Annotated in this window: 13 protein-coding genes and 1 pseudogene; 9 read left to right on the plus strand and 5 right to left on the minus strand. The window is 71.1% G+C overall.

Annotation, left to right across the window (positions count from 1 at the left end; translation table 11 throughout):
• Positions 1-63: 63 nt before the first annotated feature.
• Positions 64-850, plus strand: a pseudogene (locus ACFQ6N_RS15750) (helix-turn-helix domain-containing protein).
• 7 nt (positions 851-857) lie between these two features.
• Positions 858-1,631, plus strand: a complete 774-nt coding sequence (locus ACFQ6N_RS15755) for a transcriptional regulator (protein ID WP_380649508.1) — start codon at positions 858-860, stop codon at positions 1,629-1,631.
• 42 nt (positions 1,632-1,673) lie between these two features.
• Here ACFQ6N_RS15755 and pyk read toward each other — a convergent pair whose 3' ends face one another.
• The gene (gene pyk / locus ACFQ6N_RS15760; protein WP_380649509.1) at positions 1,674-3,104 is read right to left on the minus strand and encodes a pyruvate kinase; all 1,431 of its coding nucleotides are present in this window, start codon (positions 3,102-3,104) and stop codon (positions 1,674-1,676) included.
• 386 nt (positions 3,105-3,490) lie between these two features.
• On the opposite strand from pyk, the gene ACFQ6N_RS15765 reads away from it, so the two are divergent.
• From ACFQ6N_RS15765 to ACFQ6N_RS15795, 7 genes are all read left to right on the plus strand, one after another.
• Positions 3,491-4,576, plus strand: a complete 1,086-nt coding sequence (locus tag ACFQ6N_RS15765) for a hypothetical protein (protein ID WP_380649510.1) — start codon at positions 3,491-3,493, stop codon at positions 4,574-4,576.
• Between the two features lie 35 nt (positions 4,577-4,611).
• Complete coding sequence (locus ACFQ6N_RS15770) at positions 4,612-6,270, plus strand: extracellular solute-binding protein (protein WP_380649511.1); 1,659 nt, start codon at positions 4,612-4,614, stop codon at positions 6,268-6,270.
• Entirely contained in the window at positions 6,257-6,940 is a 684-nt protein-coding gene (locus tag ACFQ6N_RS15775; protein ID WP_380649512.1) for a hypothetical protein, read from the plus strand. Before ACFQ6N_RS15770 ends, ACFQ6N_RS15775 begins: the two co-directional genes overlap by 14 nt.
• Positions 6,941-7,284: 344 nt before the next feature.
• Positions 7,285-9,120: a bifunctional metallophosphatase/5'-nucleotidase gene (locus ACFQ6N_RS15780; RefSeq protein WP_380649513.1), complete on the plus strand. Its 1,836-nt coding sequence runs from the start codon at positions 7,285-7,287 to the stop codon at positions 9,118-9,120.
• Between the two features lie 85 nt (positions 9,121-9,205).
• Positions 9,206-9,760: a Uma2 family endonuclease gene (locus tag ACFQ6N_RS15785; protein WP_380649514.1), complete on the plus strand. Its 555-nt coding sequence runs from the start codon at positions 9,206-9,208 to the stop codon at positions 9,758-9,760.
• Positions 9,761-9,896: 136 nt separating this feature from the next.
• On the plus strand, positions 9,897-10,823 hold the full coding sequence (locus ACFQ6N_RS15790; protein WP_380649516.1) for an NADP-dependent oxidoreductase: 927 nt from the start codon (positions 9,897-9,899) through the stop codon (positions 10,821-10,823).
• Between the two features lie 34 nt (positions 10,824-10,857).
• Complete coding sequence (locus ACFQ6N_RS15795) at positions 10,858-11,850, plus strand: AraC family transcriptional regulator (protein WP_380649518.1); 993 nt, start codon at positions 10,858-10,860, stop codon at positions 11,848-11,850.
• A 141-nt stretch (positions 11,851-11,991) separates the two neighbouring features.
• Here ACFQ6N_RS15795 and ACFQ6N_RS15800 read toward each other — a convergent pair whose 3' ends face one another.
• The 4 genes from ACFQ6N_RS15800 to gltB form a co-directional block, all read right to left on the minus strand.
• Complete coding sequence (locus tag ACFQ6N_RS15800; protein WP_380649584.1) at positions 11,992-13,449, minus strand: aldehyde dehydrogenase family protein; 1,458 nt, start codon at positions 13,447-13,449, stop codon at positions 11,992-11,994.
• A gap of 49 nt (positions 13,450-13,498) precedes the next feature.
• Complete coding sequence (locus tag ACFQ6N_RS15805; RefSeq protein ID WP_380649519.1) at positions 13,499-14,365, minus strand: helix-turn-helix domain-containing protein; 867 nt, start codon at positions 14,363-14,365, stop codon at positions 13,499-13,501.
• Between the two features lie 345 nt (positions 14,366-14,710).
• Entirely contained in the window at positions 14,711-16,171 is a 1,461-nt protein-coding gene (locus ACFQ6N_RS15810; protein WP_380649520.1) for a glutamate synthase subunit beta, read from the minus strand.
• The gene (gene gltB, locus ACFQ6N_RS15815; protein ID WP_380649586.1) at positions 16,164-20,780 is read right to left on the minus strand and encodes a glutamate synthase large subunit; all 4,617 of its coding nucleotides are present in this window, start codon (positions 20,778-20,780) and stop codon (positions 16,164-16,166) included. Before gltB ends, ACFQ6N_RS15810 begins: the two co-directional genes overlap by 8 nt.
• Positions 20,781-21,066 lie beyond the last annotated feature (286 nt).

Consider the following 21,066-nt stretch of genomic DNA (forward strand, 5'->3'; position numbering starts at 1 on the left):
GCTTCGAGTGAAGGTTCGACCGTTCGCCGGACTTCCCTCTGGAGTTCGCACACGCTCGACCACATGCACGAGCTCTCTGTACGTGAACGGGCGGTCGACCTCCTGCGCAACGGCACCGGCACCGCCGAGACTGCCCGCAGGCTCGGCCTTCCCCTCGGCACGGTCTCCTGGTGGAAGCACCGCGACCTTGCCAAGCGGGGCGAACTCCCCGGCCGCAAGCACTCCACCTGTATGCACTGCGACGGCGGCGACCTGAATCGCCCCGCCTACTCGTACCTGCTCGGCCTCTACCTGGGCGACGGCCACATCAGCCACCCGAAGCAGCACCGAGTCCCCAGCCTCTTCATAACGTGTGACGACAAGTGGCCAGGGATCATGGATGCCGTCGAAGCGACCATGAGGCAGGTCTTTCCCGTTCTCACGCCTTGCCGCGTGCGGCGCCCTGGCTCCCACAACGTCAAGGTGTACTCGAAGCATCTGCCGTGTTATTTCCCTCAGCACGGCCCCGGCAAGAAGCACGAGCGCGCCATCGCCCTGGAGCCCTGGCAGCAGGAGATCGTCGAACGCCCACCCGTGGGAGTTCCTGCGCGGCCTGATCCACTCCGACGGTTGCCGCATCACCAACTGGGCAACCAAGACCGTCAATGGCGAGGTCCGCCGCTACGAGTACCCGCGGTACTTCTTCACCAACACGTCCACCGACATCATCGGCCTCTTCACCGCCACCCTCGACGCCGTCGGCGTGGAGTGGAAGGCCTCGATCCCCCGCCCTACCGGCCAAGTCAACATCTCCGTCGCCCGCAAGGGCTCCGTCGCCCTCATGGACGCCCACATCGGCCCCAAGTCCTGACAGCGCCATGTACGACATGGCCACGCGGCGGCACGCACTCGACCTGCACGCGTCCGGCCTGAGCTTCAGCCAGGTCAGCCGTGCGACCGGAATATCCCGGTTCGCGATCCGCGCGTGGGCCTCCGGCGCGGTGCCCAGTCCGCGCATGACGGCCGAGTGCCCGGTCCGCGACGGCCGGCTCGATCCGTCCCGCCCGAGCGCCGACTACGCCTACCTGCTCGGGCTCTACCTCGGTGACGGCTGCATCAGCGAGGGCCGCCGCAAGGTCCACGCCCTCCGTATCGCCTGCTGTGACGACTGGCCCGGCCTCATCGAGGAATGCGTACGGGCCGTCGCCGCCGTGATGCCGCACAACAGGGTCAACCGCGTCCGCGCGCCCGGCTGCACGAGTGTCGTCAGCACCAGCAAGCACTGGCCCTGCCTGTTCCCCCAGCACGGCCCCGGCAAGAAGCACGAGCGCGCCATAGCCCTGGAGCCCTGGCAGCAGGAGATCGTCGACGCCCACCCGTGGCGGTTCCTGCGCGGTCTGGTCCACTCCGACGGCTGTCGCATCACCAACTGGACGACCCGCACGGTCGGTGGCGTCAAGAAGCGCTACGAGTACCCGCGTTACTTCTTCACCAACACGTCGGCCGACATCATCGGCCTCTTCACCGCCGCGCTCGACGCCGTCGGCGTCCGGTGGAGGCCCGCCTCCCGGTCAAACGACGCCATGAACATCTCGGTCGCCCGCAAGGACTCCGTCGCCCTCATGGACGCCCGCATCGGCCCCAAGTACTGACCGCGGCGCGACCCCCGGAGAGGTCACGCCGCCTGAGGTTCGTCAGTCGTCCAGGGTTCCCACGTGGTGGACGCGGACGAGGTTGGTGGAGCCGGCCAGGCCGGGGGGTGAGCCGGCGGTGATGACGACGATGTCGCCCTTCTGGCAGCGGCCGAGGGAGAGCAGGGCCGCGTCGACCTGTTCGACCATCTGGTCGGTGGTCGGGGCGAACGGGCCGAGGAAGGTCTCCACGCCCCAGGTGAGGGCGAGTTGGCTGCGGACGGCGGGTTCGTAGGTGAAGGCGAGGACGGGGATGGGCGAGCGGTAGCGGGTGAGCCGGCGGGCGGTGTCGCCGGACTGGGTGAAGGCGATCAGGTACTTGGCGTGCAGGAAGTCGCCGATCTCGGCGGCCGCGCGGGCGACGGCGCCGCCCTGGGTGCGCGGCTTGCTGCCCGCGGTGAGCGGGGGCAGTCCGGCGGCGAGGATGTCGTTCTCGGCGGCTTCGATGATCCGGGCCATGGTCTTGACGGTCTCGACCGGGTACTTGCCGACGGAGGTCTCGCCGGAGAGCATCACCGCGTCGGTGCCGTCCAGGACGGCGTTGGCGACGTCGGAGGCTTCGGCGCGGGTGGGCCGGGAGGCGTTGATCATCGAGTCGAGCATCTGGGTGGCGACGATGACCGGCTTGGCGTTGCGGCGGGCCAGTTTGATGGCGCGCTTCTGGACCAGCGGGACCTGTTCGAGGGGCATCTCCACGCCCAGGTCGCCGCGGGCCACCATGATGCCATCGAAGGCGTCGACGACGGATTCGAGGTCCTCGACCGCCTGCGGCTTCTCGATCTTGGCGATGACCGGGACGTAGCGTCCCTCCTCCGCCATGATCCGGTGGACGTCCTCGATGTCGCGCCCGCTGCGGACGAAGGAGAGCGCGATCAGGTCGGCCCCGGTGCGCAGCGCCCACCGCAGGTCGGCGACGTCCTTGTCGCTGAGTGCGGGGACGGAGACGGCGACGCCGGGGAGGTTGAGGCCCTTGTGGTCGGAGACGAGGCCGCCTTCGATGACGAGGCAGCGCACCCGGGGTCCGTCGACGGCGACGACCTCCAGGGTGACGCGGCCGTCGTCGACGAGGATGCGTTCGCCGCGGCTGACGTCGGCCGCGAGTCCGCCGTAGGTGGTTCCGCAGATGTCCTTGTCCCCCACGACGCCGTTGTCGGTGGAGATGGTGAACTCGTCGCCGCGTTCGAGAAGTACGGGTCCGTGGGCGAAGGTGTCGAGCCGGATCTTCGGGCCTTGAAGGTCGGCGAGGACGCCGACGCTTCGGCCGGTCTCGTCGGAGGCTTTGCGGACGCGGCGGTAGCGTTCCTCGTGTTCGGCGTGCGTGCCGTGGCTGAGGTTGAATCGGGCGATGTCCATTCCGGCGTCGACCAGGGATTTGATCTGGTCGTACGAGTCGGTGGCGGGCCCGAGAGTGCAGACGATTTTTGCTCGGCGCATAGTGCTGAGACTAGGCATTACCGGCGCGTAACCACGAGGCGGGTCCGGACTGCGGGATGACCGTTGCCGTAAGGAGAGTTGAACAATCCGACACGTCCTCGGACCGGTGTGCGAGGCCGTCCCGCGGGCCTCTCCCGTCCCGGTCGCCGCGCGCCCCGTCCACGCCCCGTCCGCACCCCTCCGCGCGCCCCGCGCGCCCGTCCCGGTCGCTCTTCGATGCGATTCCGTGAAGGGGTGTTCACCTCTGGTTCACCGTCACTTCCGTTGCCGCTCCACGCCCGGCGGGACGCTCGTCACCCCCGGGTGACGCCCCGTGGGTTCCGGGTGACCACCCGGATGACGTAGACGACGCGGACGAAGTCGCGTACGAGGGGGAGGCGTTCGGCATGAAACGCACTCTGGGGGTGGTGGTGACCCTGGTCCTGTTGGGCGGGGTGGCCTTTGCGCTGATCCCCGATGACAAGCCGGCCGCGGTGGAGACGGTGACCGGTGAGATCGGGTCCGAGAAGGACGCCTTCTTCCAGGACCCGGAGGTCGTGGCGGAGTTGAAGGCCAAGGGGCTGCAGGTGCAGTCCACCCCGATCGGTTCCTGGTCGATGAACGACGTGGACGTGTCCAAGTTCGACTTCGCCTTCCCGGCCAGCAAGTCGGCGGCGAACACCCTGCTCGACCGGCTGAAGATCAAGTCGACGGCGATCGCCCCGTTCACGTCCCCGCTGGTGGTGCTGGCGCACCGGCCGGTGGCCGAACTGCTGCAGAAGAACGACATGGCGGCGCAGGATCCGAACACCAACGTGTGGACGCTGAAGATGGCGCCCTACCTGGACGCCCTGGACAAGGGCCGCCGCTGGTCGGACCTGAAGGGGGCCGAGGACCACAAGGAGTTGGGCAACGGCGCCATCTTCGTACGGACCACCGACCCGACCCGGTCGTCCTCGGGTTCGCTGTACATCGCGCTGCTGTCCTACTTGCAGAACAACACCCAGGTCGTCTCCGACGAGGACGGCGTGCAGGCCACCAAGGGCCTGCTGCGCAAGGCCACGGTGCAGCAGGGCGACCAGCAGACCAGTACGGGCGCCCAGTTCACCGACTTCATCACCAACCGGGGCCCGCTGGCCTTCGTCTACGAGTCGCAGGCGGCGGACGTGGCGGTCCAGGGCACCGCGCCGGAGGACATGGTGGTCCTCTACCCCGACATCACCTACGTCTCGGACCACACAGTCGTCCCGATGAACCCCAAGGGCGAGAAGCTCGCCGCGCTGCTGCGGGACGACCCCAAGCTGGTCGAGTTGGAGACCAAGCACGGCTTCCGGGTGAACGGCCAGCCGGCCTTCCTCGACCGTCTGAAGGGCAAGAAGGGTCCCGTGTTCGCACAGAACATCCAGTCCCAGGTGCAGCTGATGCCGGCCGTGCCGGAGACCGACCTGCTGAAGCGGATGTCCGACCTCGCCAAGGGGGTGGTGACCAAGTGAGCACCACCCAGACCGGAAGGACCGGAAGGACTGGAATGGCCGGACGAGCCGGACGGACCGGACGGCGCACCTGGCTGACGGCGGTGCTGGCGGCCGCGCTGGCGACGGCCACGGCGTGCACGTCCACCGCCGACAAGGGCCCGAAGGTGTCCGACCCGCCGGCGGAGACGGCCCGTCCGGGGGTGCTGCGGGTCCTGGCGGGCAGCGAACTCCAGGACCTGGCGCCGATCCTGGAGGACGCCCGCAAGGAGACCCATGTGACCGTGCAGTTCTCCTGGACGGGCACGCTGGACGGCGCGGACGCGGTGACCTCGGGCCAGGCGGACGGCAAGTACGACGCGCTGTGGTTCCCGTCCAACCAGTACCTGCACCTGGACGAGAGCTCCCGGACGAAGGTCCTGTCGGAGTCGCCGGTGATGGTCTCGCCGGTGTCCGTCGGCGTGCGCTCCTCGGTGCTCGGCGACCTGGGCTGGGGCGACGGTTCGAAGGTCTCCTGGGCGCAGGTCGGCGAGGCGGCCGCGGCGGGGAAGCTCCAGTTCGGGATGGCGGACCCGTCGCGCTCCAACTCGGGCTTCTCCACCCTGGTCGCGGTGGCCTCGGCCTACTCGGGGGCGGGGGCGGCACTGACCGACGCGGACGTGCAGAAGGCGACGCCGCAGCTGAAGCAGTTCTTCACCGGGCAGAAGCTGACCTCGGGCTCCTCGGGCTGGCTGGCGCAGGCGTACACCCGGGCCGAGCCCGGCCAGGTCGGCGCGCTGGTGAACTACGAGTCGGTGCTGCTCTCGCTGAACCGGACGCTGCCGCCGCAGCAGCAGCTGACGGTGGTGCGCCCGGTGGACGGGGTGGTGTCGGCGACGTATCCGCTGTCGCTGCTGGCCTCGACCGCGCCGAGCGAGCGGGACTCCTACCAGCGGCTGATGGCCTACCTGTTGAAGCCGGAGGTGCAGAAGCGAATATCGGAGGTGACGCTGCGCCGCCCGGTGGCGGCGGGGGTGGCACCGGCGGCGGGGCTGCCGACGGACGCCCGCCGGGAGCTGCCGTTCCCGGGCACCCGGGCGGTGGCGGACGGCCTGCTGGCCGCGTACCAGAACGACCTGCGCCGGCCGTCCCGGACGGTGTACGTGCTGGACACCTCGGGTTCGATGGAGGGTTCGCGGATCGCCTCGCTGAAGGCGGCGCTGGGGCGGCTGACCGGGGCGGACGACACCCGGGGGGTGCGCCGGTTCCGCAACCGGGAGGAGGTCACCCTGCTCTCTTTCGCGTCGACGGTGAAGTGGGCGAGGACCCATGTGGTGCCGCCGACGGGCGGTCAGCCGGGCCCGCAGGCCGAGCTGGCCTCGATCAACGAGGACGTGCAGTCGCTGTCGGCGACGGGCGGGACGGCGCTGTACGACTCGCTGGAGGAGGCCTACCGGGTGATCGAGCGCCAGCAGGCGGCGGCGAAGGACGACCGGTTCACCTCGATCGTGCTGATGACGGACGGGGAGAGCAACGCGGGCGCGACGGACGCCGACTTCAAGCGGTTCCACGACTCCCTGCCGGCGTCGGAGAAGCGGATACCGGTGTTCCCGATCAAGTTCGGGGAGGCCGCGGTGTCCCAGCTCCAGGGGATCGCGGACGTGAGCGGCGGCAAGCTGTTCGACGGGACGGGTTCGCTGGACGGGGCGTTCGAGGAGATCCGTGGCTACCAGTGACGGGTTCGGCCGGGGGCTGCTGCGGTACCTGGAGTCGGCCAGGAACCTGGTCGGCTGCGTGGGCGGCGCGATCGGCCTGGGGCTGCACTTCGCCGGGCTGAACCAGCCCTGGTGGCCGGGCGTGGTGGCGGGCCTGTACGGGGTGGGCGCGCTGCTGACGCCCGCCCCGGACCCCGGCCCGCCGGTCCTGCCGCCGGGGCACGGGGAGCAGTCGGGGGCGGCCGCGATGCCGCCCCCGGCGGCGGGTCCGAACGGCGTGACCGGCGCGACCGGTGCGACCGGCGCGGGGGTCTCGGCGGGCGCGGCCGTGCCGACCCTGCCGACCGCACCCGAACCCGGGCCCGGACGGCAGCCGGGGCAACAGCCGGGGCAACAGCCCGGGCAGCAGACCGGGGCGCCGCCCCGGCCCGACCCCGAGCTGGAGGCCCTGACCGCCTACCTGGCCGCCGCGCCGCTGCCGCCCTCGGCCGGGGTGGACGGTCTGCTGACGGCGCTGCGCGGGGCCGGTCCCGGCCCGGTGGCGGAGGAGATCGTCCGGCACCGGCTGCCGGTCGCGGTGGCCGGCTACCTGCGGGCGCTGACCTGGCAGCCGTGGGCGGGCCCGGACGCGCCGGACCCTGCGGCCGAGCTGGGCCGGGAGGTGGGCCGGCTCGCCGCCGAGCTGGCCTGACCGCCCGTCGGGCGCCGGGACGGGGGCCGGGGCCAGGACGGGGGCCGGGGGTCAGGACGGGACAGGGCCGGGGCCAGGACCGCCCGTCCGGGCCGCAGCCGGCGCCCTACCACGCCGCCGCGGCTCGCCTTCGTCACGAACGAGTCGCCAAGATCTCACCTCTTGGACAGGTCCGGGGGCTGTTCAGCGGCCCGGCCGCACGGCACACTTCTACGCGCGTCCCTCTACGCGCGTCGACGCATCGGTACCCCGACCCGTCGGCGCGTCGTCACACCGGCGCACACCCACTCATGCAACCGAATTGACGGTCCATCTGCCGTCGTCCCCACCCGGGAGAGTCGTCCATGCCCCTGAACCGCCGTGACTTCGTCACCCGGTCCGCCGCCACCGCCGCCGGTGCCGCCCTGGCCGGCGGAGCCGCCGTGGCCGCCGCCCCCTCCGCCGCGGCCGCCGAGCCGGACACGGCGGCCGCCAAGGGCCCGCAGCGCAAGCCGCGCAAGCAGGCCTTCACCGTCATGGGCACCACCGACCTCCACGGCCGGGTGCTCAACTGGGACTACTTCACCGACGCCGAGTACGTCGACAAGGCGCACAACGCGGTCGGCCTCGCCAAGATCTCCACCCTGGCCAACCAGGTGCGCGAGGAGAAGGGCTGGGACCGCTGCCTGCTCATCGACTCCGGTGACATCATCCAGGGCACCCAGCTGACCTACTACTACGCCCGGATCGAGCCGATCGCCACCGACGGCGACACCGTGCCGGACCACCCGATGGCCGTCGCCATGAACCTCATGGAGTACGACGCCGCCGCGCTCGGCAACCACGAGTTCAACTACGGCATCCCGACCGTGAAGGCCTTCGAGGAGCAGCTGGAGTTCCCGCTGCTGGGCGCCAACGCGCTGCACGCGAAGAACGAGAAGCCGGCCTTCCCGCCCTTCGTGATCAAGGAACTGCACCTCGGCGAGGGCAAGTCGCTGAAGGTCGGCATCCTCGGCCTCACCAACCCGGGCATCGCGATCTGGGACAAGGCCAACGTCAGCGGCAAGATGGTCTTCCCGGGCATCGTGGAGACCGCCGCCAAGTACGTGCCGCGGATGAAGGCGGCCGGCGCCGACGTCATCGTGGTGTCGGCGCACTCCGGCATCGACGAGCCGACCACCTACGGCGACCAGCTGCCCTGGCCCGAGGACGCCTCCGGCGAGATGGCGGCCACCGTCCCGGACATCGACGCGGTGCTGGTGGGCCACACCCACAAGGAGGTCGCGCAGCGCCTCATCGTCAACAAGAAGACCGGAAAGACGGTCGTGCTCTCCGAGCCGCTCTGCTGGGGCCAGCGGCTGAGCTGCTTCGACTTCGAGGTCGAGTTCGCCAACGGCGCCTGGAAGGTCACCTCGGTCTCCTCGCGGGTGCTGAACTCCAACACCGTGCCGGAGAACCCGGAGATCACCAACGCGCTCACCGAGCAGCACAAGAAGGTCGTCGCGTACGTCAACCAGAACATCGGCACCAGCAAGATCGAGCTGTCGATCGCCGACGCGCGCTTCAAGGCCACCCCGATCATCGACCTGATCGGCAAGGTCCAGGCCGACGCCGTCAAGACGGCGCTTGCGGGCGGCCAGTACGCCAACCTGCCGGTCCTGGCCCAGGCCGCCCCGTTCAACCGCACCGCCCTGATCCCGTCCGGCCAGGTCAAGCTGCGCGACGCCGCGGGCCTGTACATCTACGAGAACACCCTGGAGGCCCGGATCCTGACGGGCGCCCAGCTCAAGGACTACCTGGAGTTCTCGGCGAAGTACTACAACCAGCTCGCCCCGGGGGCCCCGGTCGACAAGGACGCCCTGACCGGCGCCGAGACCACCCCGGACTACAACTACGACTCGCTCTACGGCCTGCGCTACGACATCGACATCTCCCAGCCGAAGGGGCAGCGGATCGTCAACCTGTCCTTCCAGGGCAAGCCGATCGACCCCGCCGCCCAGTTCGTCCTGGCGGTCAACAACTACCGTGCCAACGGCGGCGGCAACTTCCCGCACGTGGCCGGCGCCAAGCTGGTCTGGTCGAACTCCGACGAGATCCGCAACACCATGATCGCCTGGGTGAAGGCCAAGGGTGTCATCGACCCCGCCGACTTCTTCACCGACTCCTGGCGCCTGGTCCGCGCCGGCCAGCCGGTCTTCTGACCGCCTGCCCCACCACCGAGGCGCCGCCGGGCCCGTCCGCCCGGCGGCGCCTCGCCGCATCCGGGGCGGGTGACATCATGCCCTCATGATCGAGTCAGGCCACCGCGTTCTCGCGTACGCACGCACGCTGGCCCGGCCACCGGGCTGGAAGGTCGAGGCCTCCGGCGACACGATCGTGATCACGGCGAGCCCTTCCGTCCTCCAGTCGTACAACCTCCTGCTCGTCCGCCGCCAGTTCGACGCACACGAACCCGCCGACATGATGGCGAGCGAGAACACCGACCTCGCCTCACCGAACGTCGGGAAGCTGCGCAACCCCGACCTCACCTACATCCCCCTCTCCGCGGTCGAGACCGGCGGCAACGAGGTGCCCGCCGAACAGGCGGCGATCGCCGTGGAGATCGTCTCCCCGTCGAACCCGGAGAACGACCTGGTCGGCAAGGTCCGCGACTACCCGTTGATGGACATCCCGCTGTACCTGCTGATCGACCCGCGCAACGGCGACATCACGCTCTACTCCGAGCCCTCCCCGACCGGCTACCACCAGCGGTGGGTCGGTACCTTCGGCGACCGCGTGCCGATCCCGGCGCCCTTCGACTTCGGGCTCCGCACGGACGGCCTGGTCCGCTATCCCGACTGACCGGCTCGTCCGGCGAGACGATCGGACATCTGGTGGAGACTGAAGGATATTCATCCGCTCTCCCGCCCTCCCTATCGTTGAGGCATCACGAACGGCCCCACGGGGGCCGGTGTCGACCGGACTGGGAGTGAGTGCGATGCGTGCGGTGGTGCAGCGGGAGGTCGGCGGGCCGGAGGTCCTGGAGGTCGCCGAGGTGGAGCGCCCGGAGCTGCTGAGCGGCGAGGTGCTGGTGCGGGTCAGGGCCGCCGGGGTGAACCCGGTGGACGTGGCGGTGCGGGCGGGCTGGTTCCCGCTGCTGGGCGAGCCGCCGTTCACGGTCGGCTGGGACGTCTCCGGGGTGGTCGAGGAGGCCGCGCCCGGCGCCCGCTACCGGGTGGGCGAGGAGGTGTACGGGATGCCGTTCTTCCCGCGCGCCGCGAACGCCTACGCCGAGTACGTGGCCGCGCCCTCGCGCCAGCTGGCCCGCAAGCCCGCCTCGATCGACCACGCGCAGGCCGCCGCCCTGCCGCTGGCCGCGCTGACCGCCTGGCAGGGCCTGGTGGACCTGGCGGGGGTCTCCGAGGGGCAGCGGGTGCTGGTCCACCGGGCGGCGGGCGGTGTCGGCCACTTCGCCGTGCAGATCGCCAAGGCCCGCGGCGCGTACGTGATCGCGCTCGCGAGCGAGCCCAAGCACGCCTTCCTCCGGGAGATCGGCGCGGACGAGGTCGTCGACTACCGCACCACCGACTACACCACGGTGGTCGAGGACGTCGACATCGTCTTCGACTCCTCCTCGGAGAATGTCCGCGCGCTGGAGGTGCTGAAGCCCGGCGGCTTCCTGGTGAGCATCATGGAGCACCGCGACCGGGAGCTCGCCGCCGCGGTCGAGGCCGCCGGACGGCACTTCGCGGGCGTCTCTGTCGAGCCGGACTACGCGGGGTTGGAGGCGATCGCCGCCCTGGTGGACGAGGGCCGGATCCGCCCGCACGTCACGCGGGCCTTCCCGCTGGCCGAGGCCGGCCGGGCGCACGAGCTGGTGGCCTCGGGTACCGTCCAGGGCAAGGTCGTCCTGACCGTCGACTGAGGACCACCGGGAAAGCACCGAAGGAGGACGGGCGTTGGACATCCTGACCGAGGCACTGGGCTCGATGCGGACGGCGTACCCGTCCTCCGTCCGCACCGAGGGCCGCGCCCCCTGGGCCCTGCGGCTGCCTCCGGTGCTCGGCGCCGGCTTCCACGTGGTGCTGTACGGCACCTGCTGGCTGCTCCCCCTGAGCACCGGCACCGGCACCGGCACCGACGGCGACACCGGGAACGACCCCGCGAACGGGAACGGCCCCGGGCGGCCCGCGCCGGTGCCGCTGAGCCCCGGCGACGTCGTCTTCCTGCGCGACGGCGGCGGCCACGTGCTGGCCGACCACCCGGACTCCCCGCCGGTGGACGCCCACGCCTGCCGGGTGGACGGCGGCTCGCCGATCGGCACGCTCACCCTGGGCGGCGACGGCGCCCGCACCAGCCTGCTGTGCGGCAACTACCACCTGGACCAGGGCCGCCCGCACCCGATGGTCCGCCAGCTGCCGGCCCTGATCCACCTGCCGACCCGGCACGGCCGGCACCCCGAACTGGCCGCCGCGGTGCAGCTGTTGGGCACCGAGCTGGAGCGTCCGAGGATCGGTTCGGCCGGTATCGTCCCGGCCCTGATCGACTCCCTGCTGCTGTACATCCTGCGGGCCTGGTTCGAGGACCAGCCCGCCGCCACGGCGGCCGGCTGGGCGGCGGCGCTGCGGGACGCCGCCGTCGCCCCTGCCCTGGCGGCGATCCACGAGACGCCGGCCACCGCGTGGACGGTGGAGTCGCTGGCGGACCGGGCGGGCCTGTCCCGGGCGGCGTTCGCCCGCCGTTTCACCACGATGGTCGGCGAGCCGCCGATGGCCTACCTGACCCGCTGGCGGATGACCACGGCGGCCCGGCTGCTGCGCGAGTCGGAGGCGCCGCTGACCTCGGTCGCGGCGCAGACCGGCTACGGCTCGGAGTACGCCTTCGCGAAGGCGTTCAAGCGGGAGTTCGGCCAGGCCCCCGGCGGCTACCGCCGGGAGGCCCGCGCCGCCTGAAGCCGCACCGCGCGGAGCCCGGGCCCGCACCGCCCAGGCCCGCGCCGCCTAAAGCCCGGGCCCGCACCGCCCAGGCCCGCGCCGCCTAAAGCCCGGGCCCGCGCCGCCCGCCCCGCCCGGGCCCGCCCCAGGGCGCCACGGTCAGAACGGGAACGCCGCCCGCCCGTGCTGCACCGAGATCCACTTCAGCGTGGTGAAGGCGTCCACCGTGGATTCCCCGTTGAGCCGTCCGACGCCGGAGTTCTTCTCGCCGCCGAAGGGCACGCCCGGCTCGTCCGCGATGGTCCCGCCGTTGACGTGGATCATGCCGGTCTCGATGCGCTGGGCGACCCGCACCCCGCGCTCGACGTCCGCGGTGTGCACCGCGCCGCTGAGCCCGAACGGCGTGTCGTTGGCGATCCGTACGGCCTCGTCCTCGCCGTCGAAGGGCACCACGAGCACCACCGGGCCGAACAGCTCGCGCCGCAGGATCGGCGCGTCCTCGGCGAGGCCGGAGAGCACGGTCGGCGCCATCAGGGCGCCGGTGACGCTGCCGCGCAGCAGTGCGGTGGCTCCGGCGGCGACGGCCTGGTCGATCTGGGCGGAGAGCGCGTCGGCCTGGACGGGGTTGATCAGCGGGCCGATGTGGGTGCCCGGTTCCTTGGGGTCGCCGACGGTGAGCGTGGCGATCTTGGCGACGAACTTCTCGGTGAACTCGGCTTCGACGGCGCGGTCGACCAGGACGCGGTTGGCGGACATGCAGACCTGGCCCTGGTGGACGAAGCGGCTGAACACGGCCGCGTCCACGGCGTAGTCGAGGTCGGCGTCGTCCAGCACGATCAGCGCGCTGTTGCCGCCGAGTTCCAGGACGGTCCGCTTGAAGTGCGCGGCGGCGACGGTGCCGACGTGCCGGCCGACCTTGTCGGAGCCGGTGAAGGAGATCACCTTGGGCACGGGGTGCTCGATGAAGCTGTCGCCGATCTCGGCGATGTCGGTGACGACGACGTTCAGCAGGCCGGGCGGCAGGCCCGCGTCCTCGAAGATCTTCGCGATCAGGCCGCCGCCGACCACCGGGGTCTCCTGGTGCGGCTTGAGCACCACGCCGTTGCCGAGCGCGAGGGCCGGGGCGACGGCCTTGAGCGCCAGGTAGAGCGGGAAGTTGAACGGGCTGATCACGCCGACGACGCCGACCGGCAGCCGGTAGAGCCGGTTCTCCTTGCCCGGGGCGGGCGAGGGCAGCAGCCGGCCCTCGGCGGCGACGGACAGGTGCAGGCACTCCCGGAGCATGTCCTTGACGAGCGAGAGCTCGAAGCCGGCCTTGAGCGCGGTGCCGCCGAGCTCGACCATGATCGCCTGGACGATCTCCGGCTCGCGCTCCTCGAACAGGCGCAGCGCGCGTTCGAAGACCAGTCGCCGCTGGTACGGGTTGGTGGCGGCCCAGCCCTTCTGGGCGCGTTCGGCGGCGCGGTAGGCGCGGTCGACCTCGGCGACGGTGGCGACGGTGATGGTGGCGAGCTTGTCGCCGGTGTAGGGATCGACGTCGACGATGTCCCAGGAGCCGCTGCCGCTGCACCACTCGCCGTCGATGTACTGCAGCGCCAACTCGGAGAAGTACGACATCTGATCCCTCTCATGCACCGACCTGATGGGACATCATCGTACTGATGTATTACAGCTCCTGGCGTACCGCGTACAGCAAGTCGCGGGTCCGGGCCGGGTCCAGGCTGTCGGCGACCAGGTCGTCCATGGCCTGCCGGTACTCGGCGACCTCGGCGGGCTTGTCGAGGTAGAGCGCGGTGGTGAACTGCTCCAGGTAGACGACCTCGGAGAGTTCCCGCTCGGCGAAGCCCAGCACGGTGAACGCGCCGCTCTCGGCGGACAGTCCGGCGTTGCCGAGCGGCAGCACCTGGAGCCGGACGTTGGGCAGTTCGCCGAGCTCCAGCAGCCGGTCCAGCTGGCCGCGCATCTGCCCGGGCCCGCCCCAGGGGCGGCGCAGCGCCGCCTCGTCCAGTACGGCGACCAGCTGCGGCGCGTGTTCGCCGGTGAGGACCTCCTGCCGCCTGATCCGTACGTCGACGCGGCGTTCGATCTCCTCGGCGGCGTGGTCGTGGCAGCCGGCGGTGACGACGGCGCGGGCGTAGTCGGCGGTCTGGAGCAGCCCGTGGACGAACTGGACCTCGTAGCTGCGGATCCGGGCGGCGGCCTCCTCCAGCCCGAGGTAGTGCTGGAACCAGCCGGGCAGCACGTCGCCGTACTCGTGCCACCAGGAGTTGGCGTTGGCGTCCCGCACCAGGCCGAGGACGGTGGCGCGTTCCTGTTCGGCCTCGACGCCGTAGAGGGTGAGCAGGTCGGCGACGTCGCGTTCCTTGAAGCCGACCCGGCCGAGTTCCATCCGGCTGATCTTGGATTCGGAGGCGCGGATCGAGTACCCGGCCTCCTCCCGGCTGACGCCTCTGGCCTCGCGGAGTTTGCGCAGCTGGGTGCCGAGCAGCAGGCGCCGTACAGTCGCGCCCCCGCCTGCCTGAGTCGTGCCCATCGAAGTCACCCTCCGCACTCGCGCAGCCCCCCGGCCGTCGGCCGCAGTCTGCCACCTGGCACCGACGAACAACAGCCCGTCCCGGGGCACTTTCCGGACGCTGTGAGAAGCCTGTGGTTCCGCTGTGAAGGAGTGCTCGGCACACGAACCGGTACCCGGATCCGGTACCGGAACCGGGGCGCCCGGCTCCGCCCGGTTTCCGGGAACGCGACGGCGCCCGCCCTCCAACTGGTCGGGGAAGAGGGCAGGCGCCAGGAGACCGCGTTGGCCCGGCGACTCTGGCGGGGGCAGCGGGTTGAGCTCCCGGCGATGCGGCGCCGGGGGTTCGGGGTGCCGGTCGGACCGTCAGACCACCAGGGGGCGGTCGGTGGGTCGGATCGGGGCGGGAAGCGGGGTCTTGCCGCCCAGGTGCCGGTCCACCGCGGCAGCGGCCGAGCGGCCCTCCGCGATGGCCCAGACGATCAGCGACTGGCCTCGGCCGGCGTCTCCGCAGACGTACACGCCATCGACATTGGTGGCGAACCGGCCGTCGCGGGCAATGTTACCCCGCGCGTCGAGGTCGACTCCCAGCTGCTCCACCAGGCCGTTCCTGACGTCCGTGCCGGTGAAGCCCATGGCCAGGGTGACGAGCTGGGCCGGGATGGCCCGCTCGGTGCCGGGGACGGGCTCGAACCGGCCGTCCTTGAATTCCACCTCGACGAGGTGCAGTTCCTGGACGTCGCCGTTCTCGTCGCCGGTGAAGTGGGTGGTGTTGACGGAGTAGATCCGCTCGCCGCCCTCCTCGTGGGCGGAGGTGACCTTGTACGTCATCGGCATGGTCGGCCAGGGCTGGTGCCCGGGCCGCTCCTCGCCCGGCCGGGGCATGATCTCCAGCTGGGTGACCGAGGCGGCCCCCTGCCGGTGGGCGGTGCCGACGCAGTCGGCGCCGGTGTCGCCGCCGCCGATGACCACGACGTGCTTGCCCTTGGCGCTGACCGGCGACTCGACGTAGTCGCCCTCCTGCACCTTGTTGGCCAGCGGCAGGTACTCCATGGCCTGGTAGACGCCCTTGAGTTCGCGCCCGGGCACCGGCAGGTCGCGGGCCGTGGTGGCGCCGGCCGCGACGACGACGGCGTCGAAGCGCTCGCGCAGCTGCTGCCCGGTGATGTCCTCGCCGACGTGCACGCCGGTGCGGAACCGGGTGCCCTCCGCCCGCATCTGCTCGATGCGGCGGTTGATGTGGCGCTTCTCCATCTTGAACTCGGGGATGCCGTACCGCAGGAGTCCGCCGACCCGGTCGGCCCGCTCGTAGACGACGACGGTGTGCCCGGCGCGGGTGAGCTGCTGGGCGGCGGCCAGGCCGGCCGGGCCGGAGCCGACGACGGCGACGGTCTTGCCGGAGAGCCGCTCCGGGACCTGCGCGGCGACGCCGCCGCGGTCCCAGGCCTTGTCGATGATGGTGACCTCGACGTTCTTGATGGTCACCGCGTCCTGGTTGATGCCGAGCACGCAGGCCGACTCGCAGGGCGCCGGGCAGAGCCGCCCGGTGAACTCCGGGAAGTTGTTGGTGGCGTGCAGCCGCTCGATCGCGCCGCCCCAGTCGTCCCGGTAGGCGAGGTCGTTCCACTCGGGGATGAGGTTCCCGAGCGGGCAGCCGTTGTGGCAGAACGGGATGCCGCAGTCCATGCAGCGGCCGGCCTGCTTGGTGATGATCGGCAGGAGGCTGCGCTCGACGTAGACCTCGTTCCAGTCCCGCAGACGGACGTCCACGGGACGGCGCTCGGCCAACTGCTTGGGCGTGGTCAGGAAGCCCTTGGGGTCAGCCATGTGCCGCCTCCATCATCTTGCGAGTGGTCTCGGCCTCGGAGAGGCCATCGCGCTCAGCGGCGTCCTTGGCGGCGAGCACTGCCTTGTAGTCGGTCGGCATGATCTTGGAGAAGCGGGAGACGCCGCTGCCCCAGTCGGCCAGGAGTTCGGCGGCCACGGTGGAGCCGGTCTCCTCGTAGTGCTGCTGCACGGTCTCGCGCAGCCAGTCGCGGTCGGCGGCGGTCGGGGCCTCGATGCCCACCATGCCGTCGTTGACGTTGGCGGGGCGCAGGTCCAGGACGTACGCGACGCCGCCGGACATGCCGGCCGCGAGGTTGCGCCCGGTCTCGCCGAGGACGACGACGCGGCCGCCGGTCATGTACTCCAGGCCGTGGTCGCCGACGCCTTCGACGACCAGGGTGGCGCCGGAGTTGCGGACGGCGAAGCGTTCGCCGGCCTTGCCGCGCAGGTGGATCCGGCCGCTGGTGGCGCCGTAGCCGATGGTGTTGCCGGCGATGACGTGGTTCTGGGCGTCGTTGCCGATGGCCGCGGCCTCGCGGGCCGGGCGGACGATCACGACGCCGCCGGAGAGGCCCTTGCCGACGTAGTCGTTGGCGTCGCCCTCCAGGCGCAGGGTCACGCCGCGGGGCACGAACGCCCCGAAGGACTGCCCGGCGGAGCCGGTGAAGGTGACGTCGATGGTCCCCTCCGGCAGGCCCTCGCCGCGGTACCGCTTGGTCACCTCGTGGCCGAGCATGGTGCCGACGGTGCGGTTGACGTTGCGGATCGGCAGCTGGATGCGGACGGCGTCGCCGCGCTCCAGGGCGTCCTCGGCGAGCGTGATCAGCTGGTTGTCCAGGGCCTTGTCGAGCGCGTGGTCCTGGGCGGTGGTGCAGTGGCGGGCCGCGCCCTCGGGCAGCGCCGGCACGTGGAGCAGCGGGGCCAGGTCGAGCCCGGCGGCCTTCCAGTGGTCGATCGCGGCCCGGGCGTTGATGTGCTCGGCGTGGCCGACCGCCTCCTCGATCGAGCGGAAGCCCAGCGAGGCCAGGATCTCCCGGACCTCCTCGGCGATGAACTCGAAGAAGTTGACGACGAATTCGGGCTTGCCGGAGAAGCGCTCGCGCAGCACCGGGTTCTGGGTGGCGACGCCGACCGGGCAGGTGTCCAGGTGGCAGACGCGCATCATGATGCAGCCGGAGACGACGAGCGGGGCGGTGGCGAAGCCGAATTCCTCGGCGCCGAGGAGCGCGGCGATGACGACGTCGCGGCCGGTCTTCAGCTGGCCGTCGGTCTGGACGACGATGCGGTCGCGCAGCCCGTTCAGCAGCAGGGTCTGCTGGGTCTCGGCGAGGCCGAGCTCCCAGGGGCCGCCGGCGTGCTTGAGCGAGGTGAGCGGCGAGGCGCCGGTGCCGCCGTCGTGTCCGGAGACCAGCACCACGTCCGCGTGCGCCTTGGAGACGCCGGCGGCGACCGTCCCGACGCCGACCTCGGAGACCAGCTTCACGTGGATGCGGGCCGCCGGGTTGGCGTTCTTGAGGTCGTGGATCAGCTGCGCCAGGTCCTCGATCGAGTAGATGTCGTGGTGCGGCGGCGGCGAGATCAGGCCGACACCGGGGGTGGAGTGCCGGGTCTTGGCGACCCACGGGTACACCTTGTGGCCGGGCAGTTGGCCGCCCTCGCCGGGCTTGGCGCCCTGGGCCATCTTGATCTGGATGTCGTCCGCGTTGACCAGGTACTCGGAGGTGACGCCGAAGCGGCCGGAGGCGACCTGCTTGATCGCCGAGCGGCGCTCCGGGTCGTACAGGCGCTCCGGGTCCTCGCCGCCTTCGCCGGTGTTGGACTTGCCGCCGAGGCGGTTCATCGCGATGGCGAGGGTCTGGTGGGCTTCGAGGGAGATCGAGCCGTAGGACATGGCGCCGGTGGAGAAGCGCTTGACGATCTCGGAGACCGGCTCGACCTCCTCGACCGGGACGGGCTCGCGGTCGAGGCCGTCCAGCCGGAACAGGCCGCGCAGCGTCATCAGGCGGGTGGACTGCTCGTTCACCCGGTCGGTGTACTGCTTGAAGATGTCGTACCGGCGGTTGCGGGTGGAGTGCTGGAGCCGGAAGACGGTGTCCGGGTCGAACAGGTGCGGTTCGCCCTCGCGGCGCCACTGGTACTCGCCGCCGATGTCCAGCGCGCGGTGCGCGGCGGGGATGCCGGAGGCCGGGTAGGCCTTGGCGTGCCGGGCGGCGGTCTCCTTGGCGAGCTCGTCCAGGCCGATGCCGCCGAGCTTGGTGGTGGTGCCGGCGAAGTAGCCGTCCACCAGGTCCTGGGAGAGGCCGATGGCCTCGAAGACCTGGGCGCCGCGGTAGGAGGCGACGGTGGAGATGCCCATCTTGGACATGACCTTGAGCACGCCCTTGCCGAGCGCCTTGATCAGGTTCCTGATGGCCTTCTCGGGCTCGATGCCCTCGCTGCCGTGCCCGTCGAAGAACGTCCCCTGGGCGACCAGGTCCTCGACCGACTCCATCGCCAGGTACGGGTTGACGGCGCCGGCGCCGTAGCCGATCAGCAGGGCGACGTGGTGCACCTCGCGGACGTCGCCGGCCTCGACCAGCAGCGACACCTGGGTGCGCTGCTTGGTGCGGATGAGGTGGTGGTGGACGGCCGAGGTGAGCAGCAGCGAGGGGATCGGGGCGTGCTCGGCGTCCGAGTGGCGGTCGGAGAGCACGATGATCCGGGCGCCGTCGGCGATCGCGGCGTCCGCCTCGGCGGCGATCTCCGCCAGCCGCGAGGCCAGCCCCTCTCCCCCACTCGCGACCTTGTACAGGCCGGACAGCGTGACGGCCTTGAGCCCGGGCTGGTCGCCGTCGTGGTTGACGTGGACGAGCTTGGCCAGCTCGTCGTTGTCGATCACCGGGAAGGTGATGCCGACCGAGCGGCAGGCGGCGGCCTCGGCGGCCAGCAGGTTGCCCTCGGGGCCGAGGTTGGACAGCAGCGAGGTGACGAGCTCCTCGCGGATGGCGTCCAGCGGCGGGTTGGTGACCTGCGCGAAGAGCTGCACGAAGTAGTCGAACAGCAGGCGCGGCTTCTCGCTCAGTGCGGCGATCGGCGAGTCGGTGCCCATCGAGCCGAGGGCCTCGCCGCCGGTGCGGGCCATCGGCGCGAGGATGACGCGCAGTTCCTCCTCGGTGTAGCCGAAGGTCTGCTGGCGGCGGGTGACGGAGGCGTGGGTGTGCGCGATGTGCTCGCGCTCGGGCAGCTTGGCGAGCTGGATCTGTCCGGCGCCGATCCACTCCTGGTAGGGGTGCTCGGCGGCGAGGGCGGACTTGATCTCCTCGTCCTCGACGATGCGGCCCTCGGCGGTGTCGATCAGGAACATCCGGCCGGGCTGCAGGCGGCCCTTGCGGGTGATCTTCTCCTGGTCGAGGTCGAGCACGCCGACCTCGGAGGAGAGGACGACCAGGCCGTCCTCGGTGATCCAGTAGCGGGCGGGGCGCAGGCCGTTGCGGTCGAGCACGGCGCCGATCTGGGTGCCGTCGGTGAAGGTGACGCAGGCCGGGCCGTCCCAGGGCTCCATCAGGTTGGAGTGGTACTGGTAGAACGCGCGGCGGGCCGGGTCCATGGTGGCGTGGTTCTCCCAGGCCTCCGGGATCATCATCAGCACCGAGTGCGGCAGCGAGCGGCCGCCGAGGTGGAGCAGCTCCAGGACCTCGTCGAAGGACGCGGAGTCGGAGTGGTCGGGGGTGCAGACCGGGAAGATCCGGCTGAGGCCCTGCCCGTTCCTGTTGGCGGGGATCAGGTCGGTGGCGAGCTGCGATTCCCGGGCGCTCATCCAGTTGCGGTTGCCCTTGACCGTGTTGATCTCGCCGTTGTGGGCGACGAAGCGGTACGGGTGGGCGAGCGGCCAGCTCGGGAAGGTGTTGGTGGAGAACCGCGAGTGCACCAGGCCGATCGCGGACGCGTAGCTGCGGTCCGACAGGTCGGGGAAGAAGGGCTCCAGCTGTCCGGTGGTCAGCATGCCCTTGTAGACGATGGTGCGCGCGGACAGCGAGGGGAAGTAGACCCCGGCCTCGCGCTCGGCGCGCTTGCGGAGCACGAAGGCGATCCGGTCCAGCTCGATGCCGGCCCGCTCGGGGTGCGACACGAAGACCTGGCGGAAGCGGGGCATCACGCTGCGCGCGGTGGTGCCGAGCAGGTCGGGGGTGACCGGGACGTCGCGCCAGCCGAGGACGGTCAGGCCCTCCTCGGCGGCGATGCCCTCGATCCGGGTGACGGCGGCGGCGTCCTCGTCGTCGTTGTCGGGCAGGAAGGCGATGCCGACGGCGTAGGAGCCGGCCGCCGGGAGCTCGAAGTCGACCTTGCCGCGCAGGAAGGCGTCCGGGACCTGGGTGAGGATGCCCGCGCCGTCGCCGGAGTCCGGCTCGGCGCCGGTGGCGCCGCGGTGCTCCAGGTTGCGCAGGACGTTCAGCGCCTGGTCGACGATGGTGTGGTCGGCGATGCCGGTCAGCGTGGCGACGAAACCGACGCCACAGGCATCGTGCTCGTTTCGCGGGTCGTACAGGCCCTGAGCAGCAGGTCGCGCATCCGGCACGAGCGCGTACGGGCGGCGGGAGGCGCCGTCCTGGGGCTCGTTGGCGGAGTGCATGGATGCAGACAGCATCGGCTCTCCCGTCGTCGTCTTTCGGCAGGTTGGTGCAAGTAGGGACGACGTTGGCCCTGATGCGATGGTGCGGTGTCGTGCAAGTTACATGATGCCCAGGATCCCGAGAAGCGGAATATCCCGTCCACATGGCGGGACGAGTCGCGGGTCAGGGGATGGGGGGAGATGGACGCGCCACAGTGCGCGTCCCGACGATTGTGCCCAACGGTCGGCCGCCTGAAACAGGGGCGAAACCGGATCGCCACAGAAGCCGATCATGGCCGCCTGCGAT

The organism is Kitasatospora sp. NPDC056446 (genome assembly GCF_042796115.1).
In the GTDB taxonomy this organism is placed as follows: domain Bacteria; phylum Actinomycetota; class Actinomycetes; order Streptomycetales; family Streptomycetaceae; genus Kitasatospora.

What these genes read in the sequence shown, in the direction of transcription:
- ACFQ6N_RS15755 (WP_380649508.1), top strand. Translation starts at nt 858, where the DNA reads ATGTACGACATGGCCACGCGGCGGCACGCACTCGACCTGCACGCGTCC.
- pyk (WP_380649509.1), bottom strand. Translation starts at nt 3,104, where the DNA reads ATGCGCCGAGCAAAAATCGTCTGCACTCTCGGGCCCGCCACCGACTCG.
- ACFQ6N_RS15765 (WP_380649510.1), top strand. Translation starts at nt 3,491, where the DNA reads ATGAAACGCACTCTGGGGGTGGTGGTGACCCTGGTCCTGTTGGGCGGG.
- ACFQ6N_RS15770 (WP_380649511.1), top strand. Translation starts at nt 4,612, where the DNA reads ATGGCCGGACGAGCCGGACGGACCGGACGGCGCACCTGGCTGACGGCG.
- ACFQ6N_RS15780 (WP_380649513.1), top strand. Translation starts at nt 7,285, where the DNA reads ATGCCCCTGAACCGCCGTGACTTCGTCACCCGGTCCGCCGCCACCGCC.
- ACFQ6N_RS15785 (WP_380649514.1), top strand. Translation starts at nt 9,206, where the DNA reads ATGATCGAGTCAGGCCACCGCGTTCTCGCGTACGCACGCACGCTGGCC.
- ACFQ6N_RS15790 (WP_380649516.1), top strand. Translation starts at nt 9,897, where the DNA reads ATGCGTGCGGTGGTGCAGCGGGAGGTCGGCGGGCCGGAGGTCCTGGAG.
- ACFQ6N_RS15800 (WP_380649584.1), bottom strand. Translation starts at nt 13,449, where the DNA reads ATGTCGTACTTCTCCGAGTTGGCGCTGCAGTACATCGACGGCGAGTGG.
- ACFQ6N_RS15805 (WP_380649519.1), bottom strand. Translation starts at nt 14,365, where the DNA reads ATGGGCACGACTCAGGCAGGCGGGGGCGCGACTGTACGGCGCCTGCTG.
- ACFQ6N_RS15810 (WP_380649520.1), bottom strand. Translation starts at nt 16,171, where the DNA reads ATGGCTGACCCCAAGGGCTTCCTGACCACGCCCAAGCAGTTGGCCGAG.
- gltB (WP_380649586.1), bottom strand. Translation starts at nt 20,780, where the DNA reads ATGCACTCCGCCAACGAGCCCCAGGACGGCGCCTCCCGCCGCCCGTAC.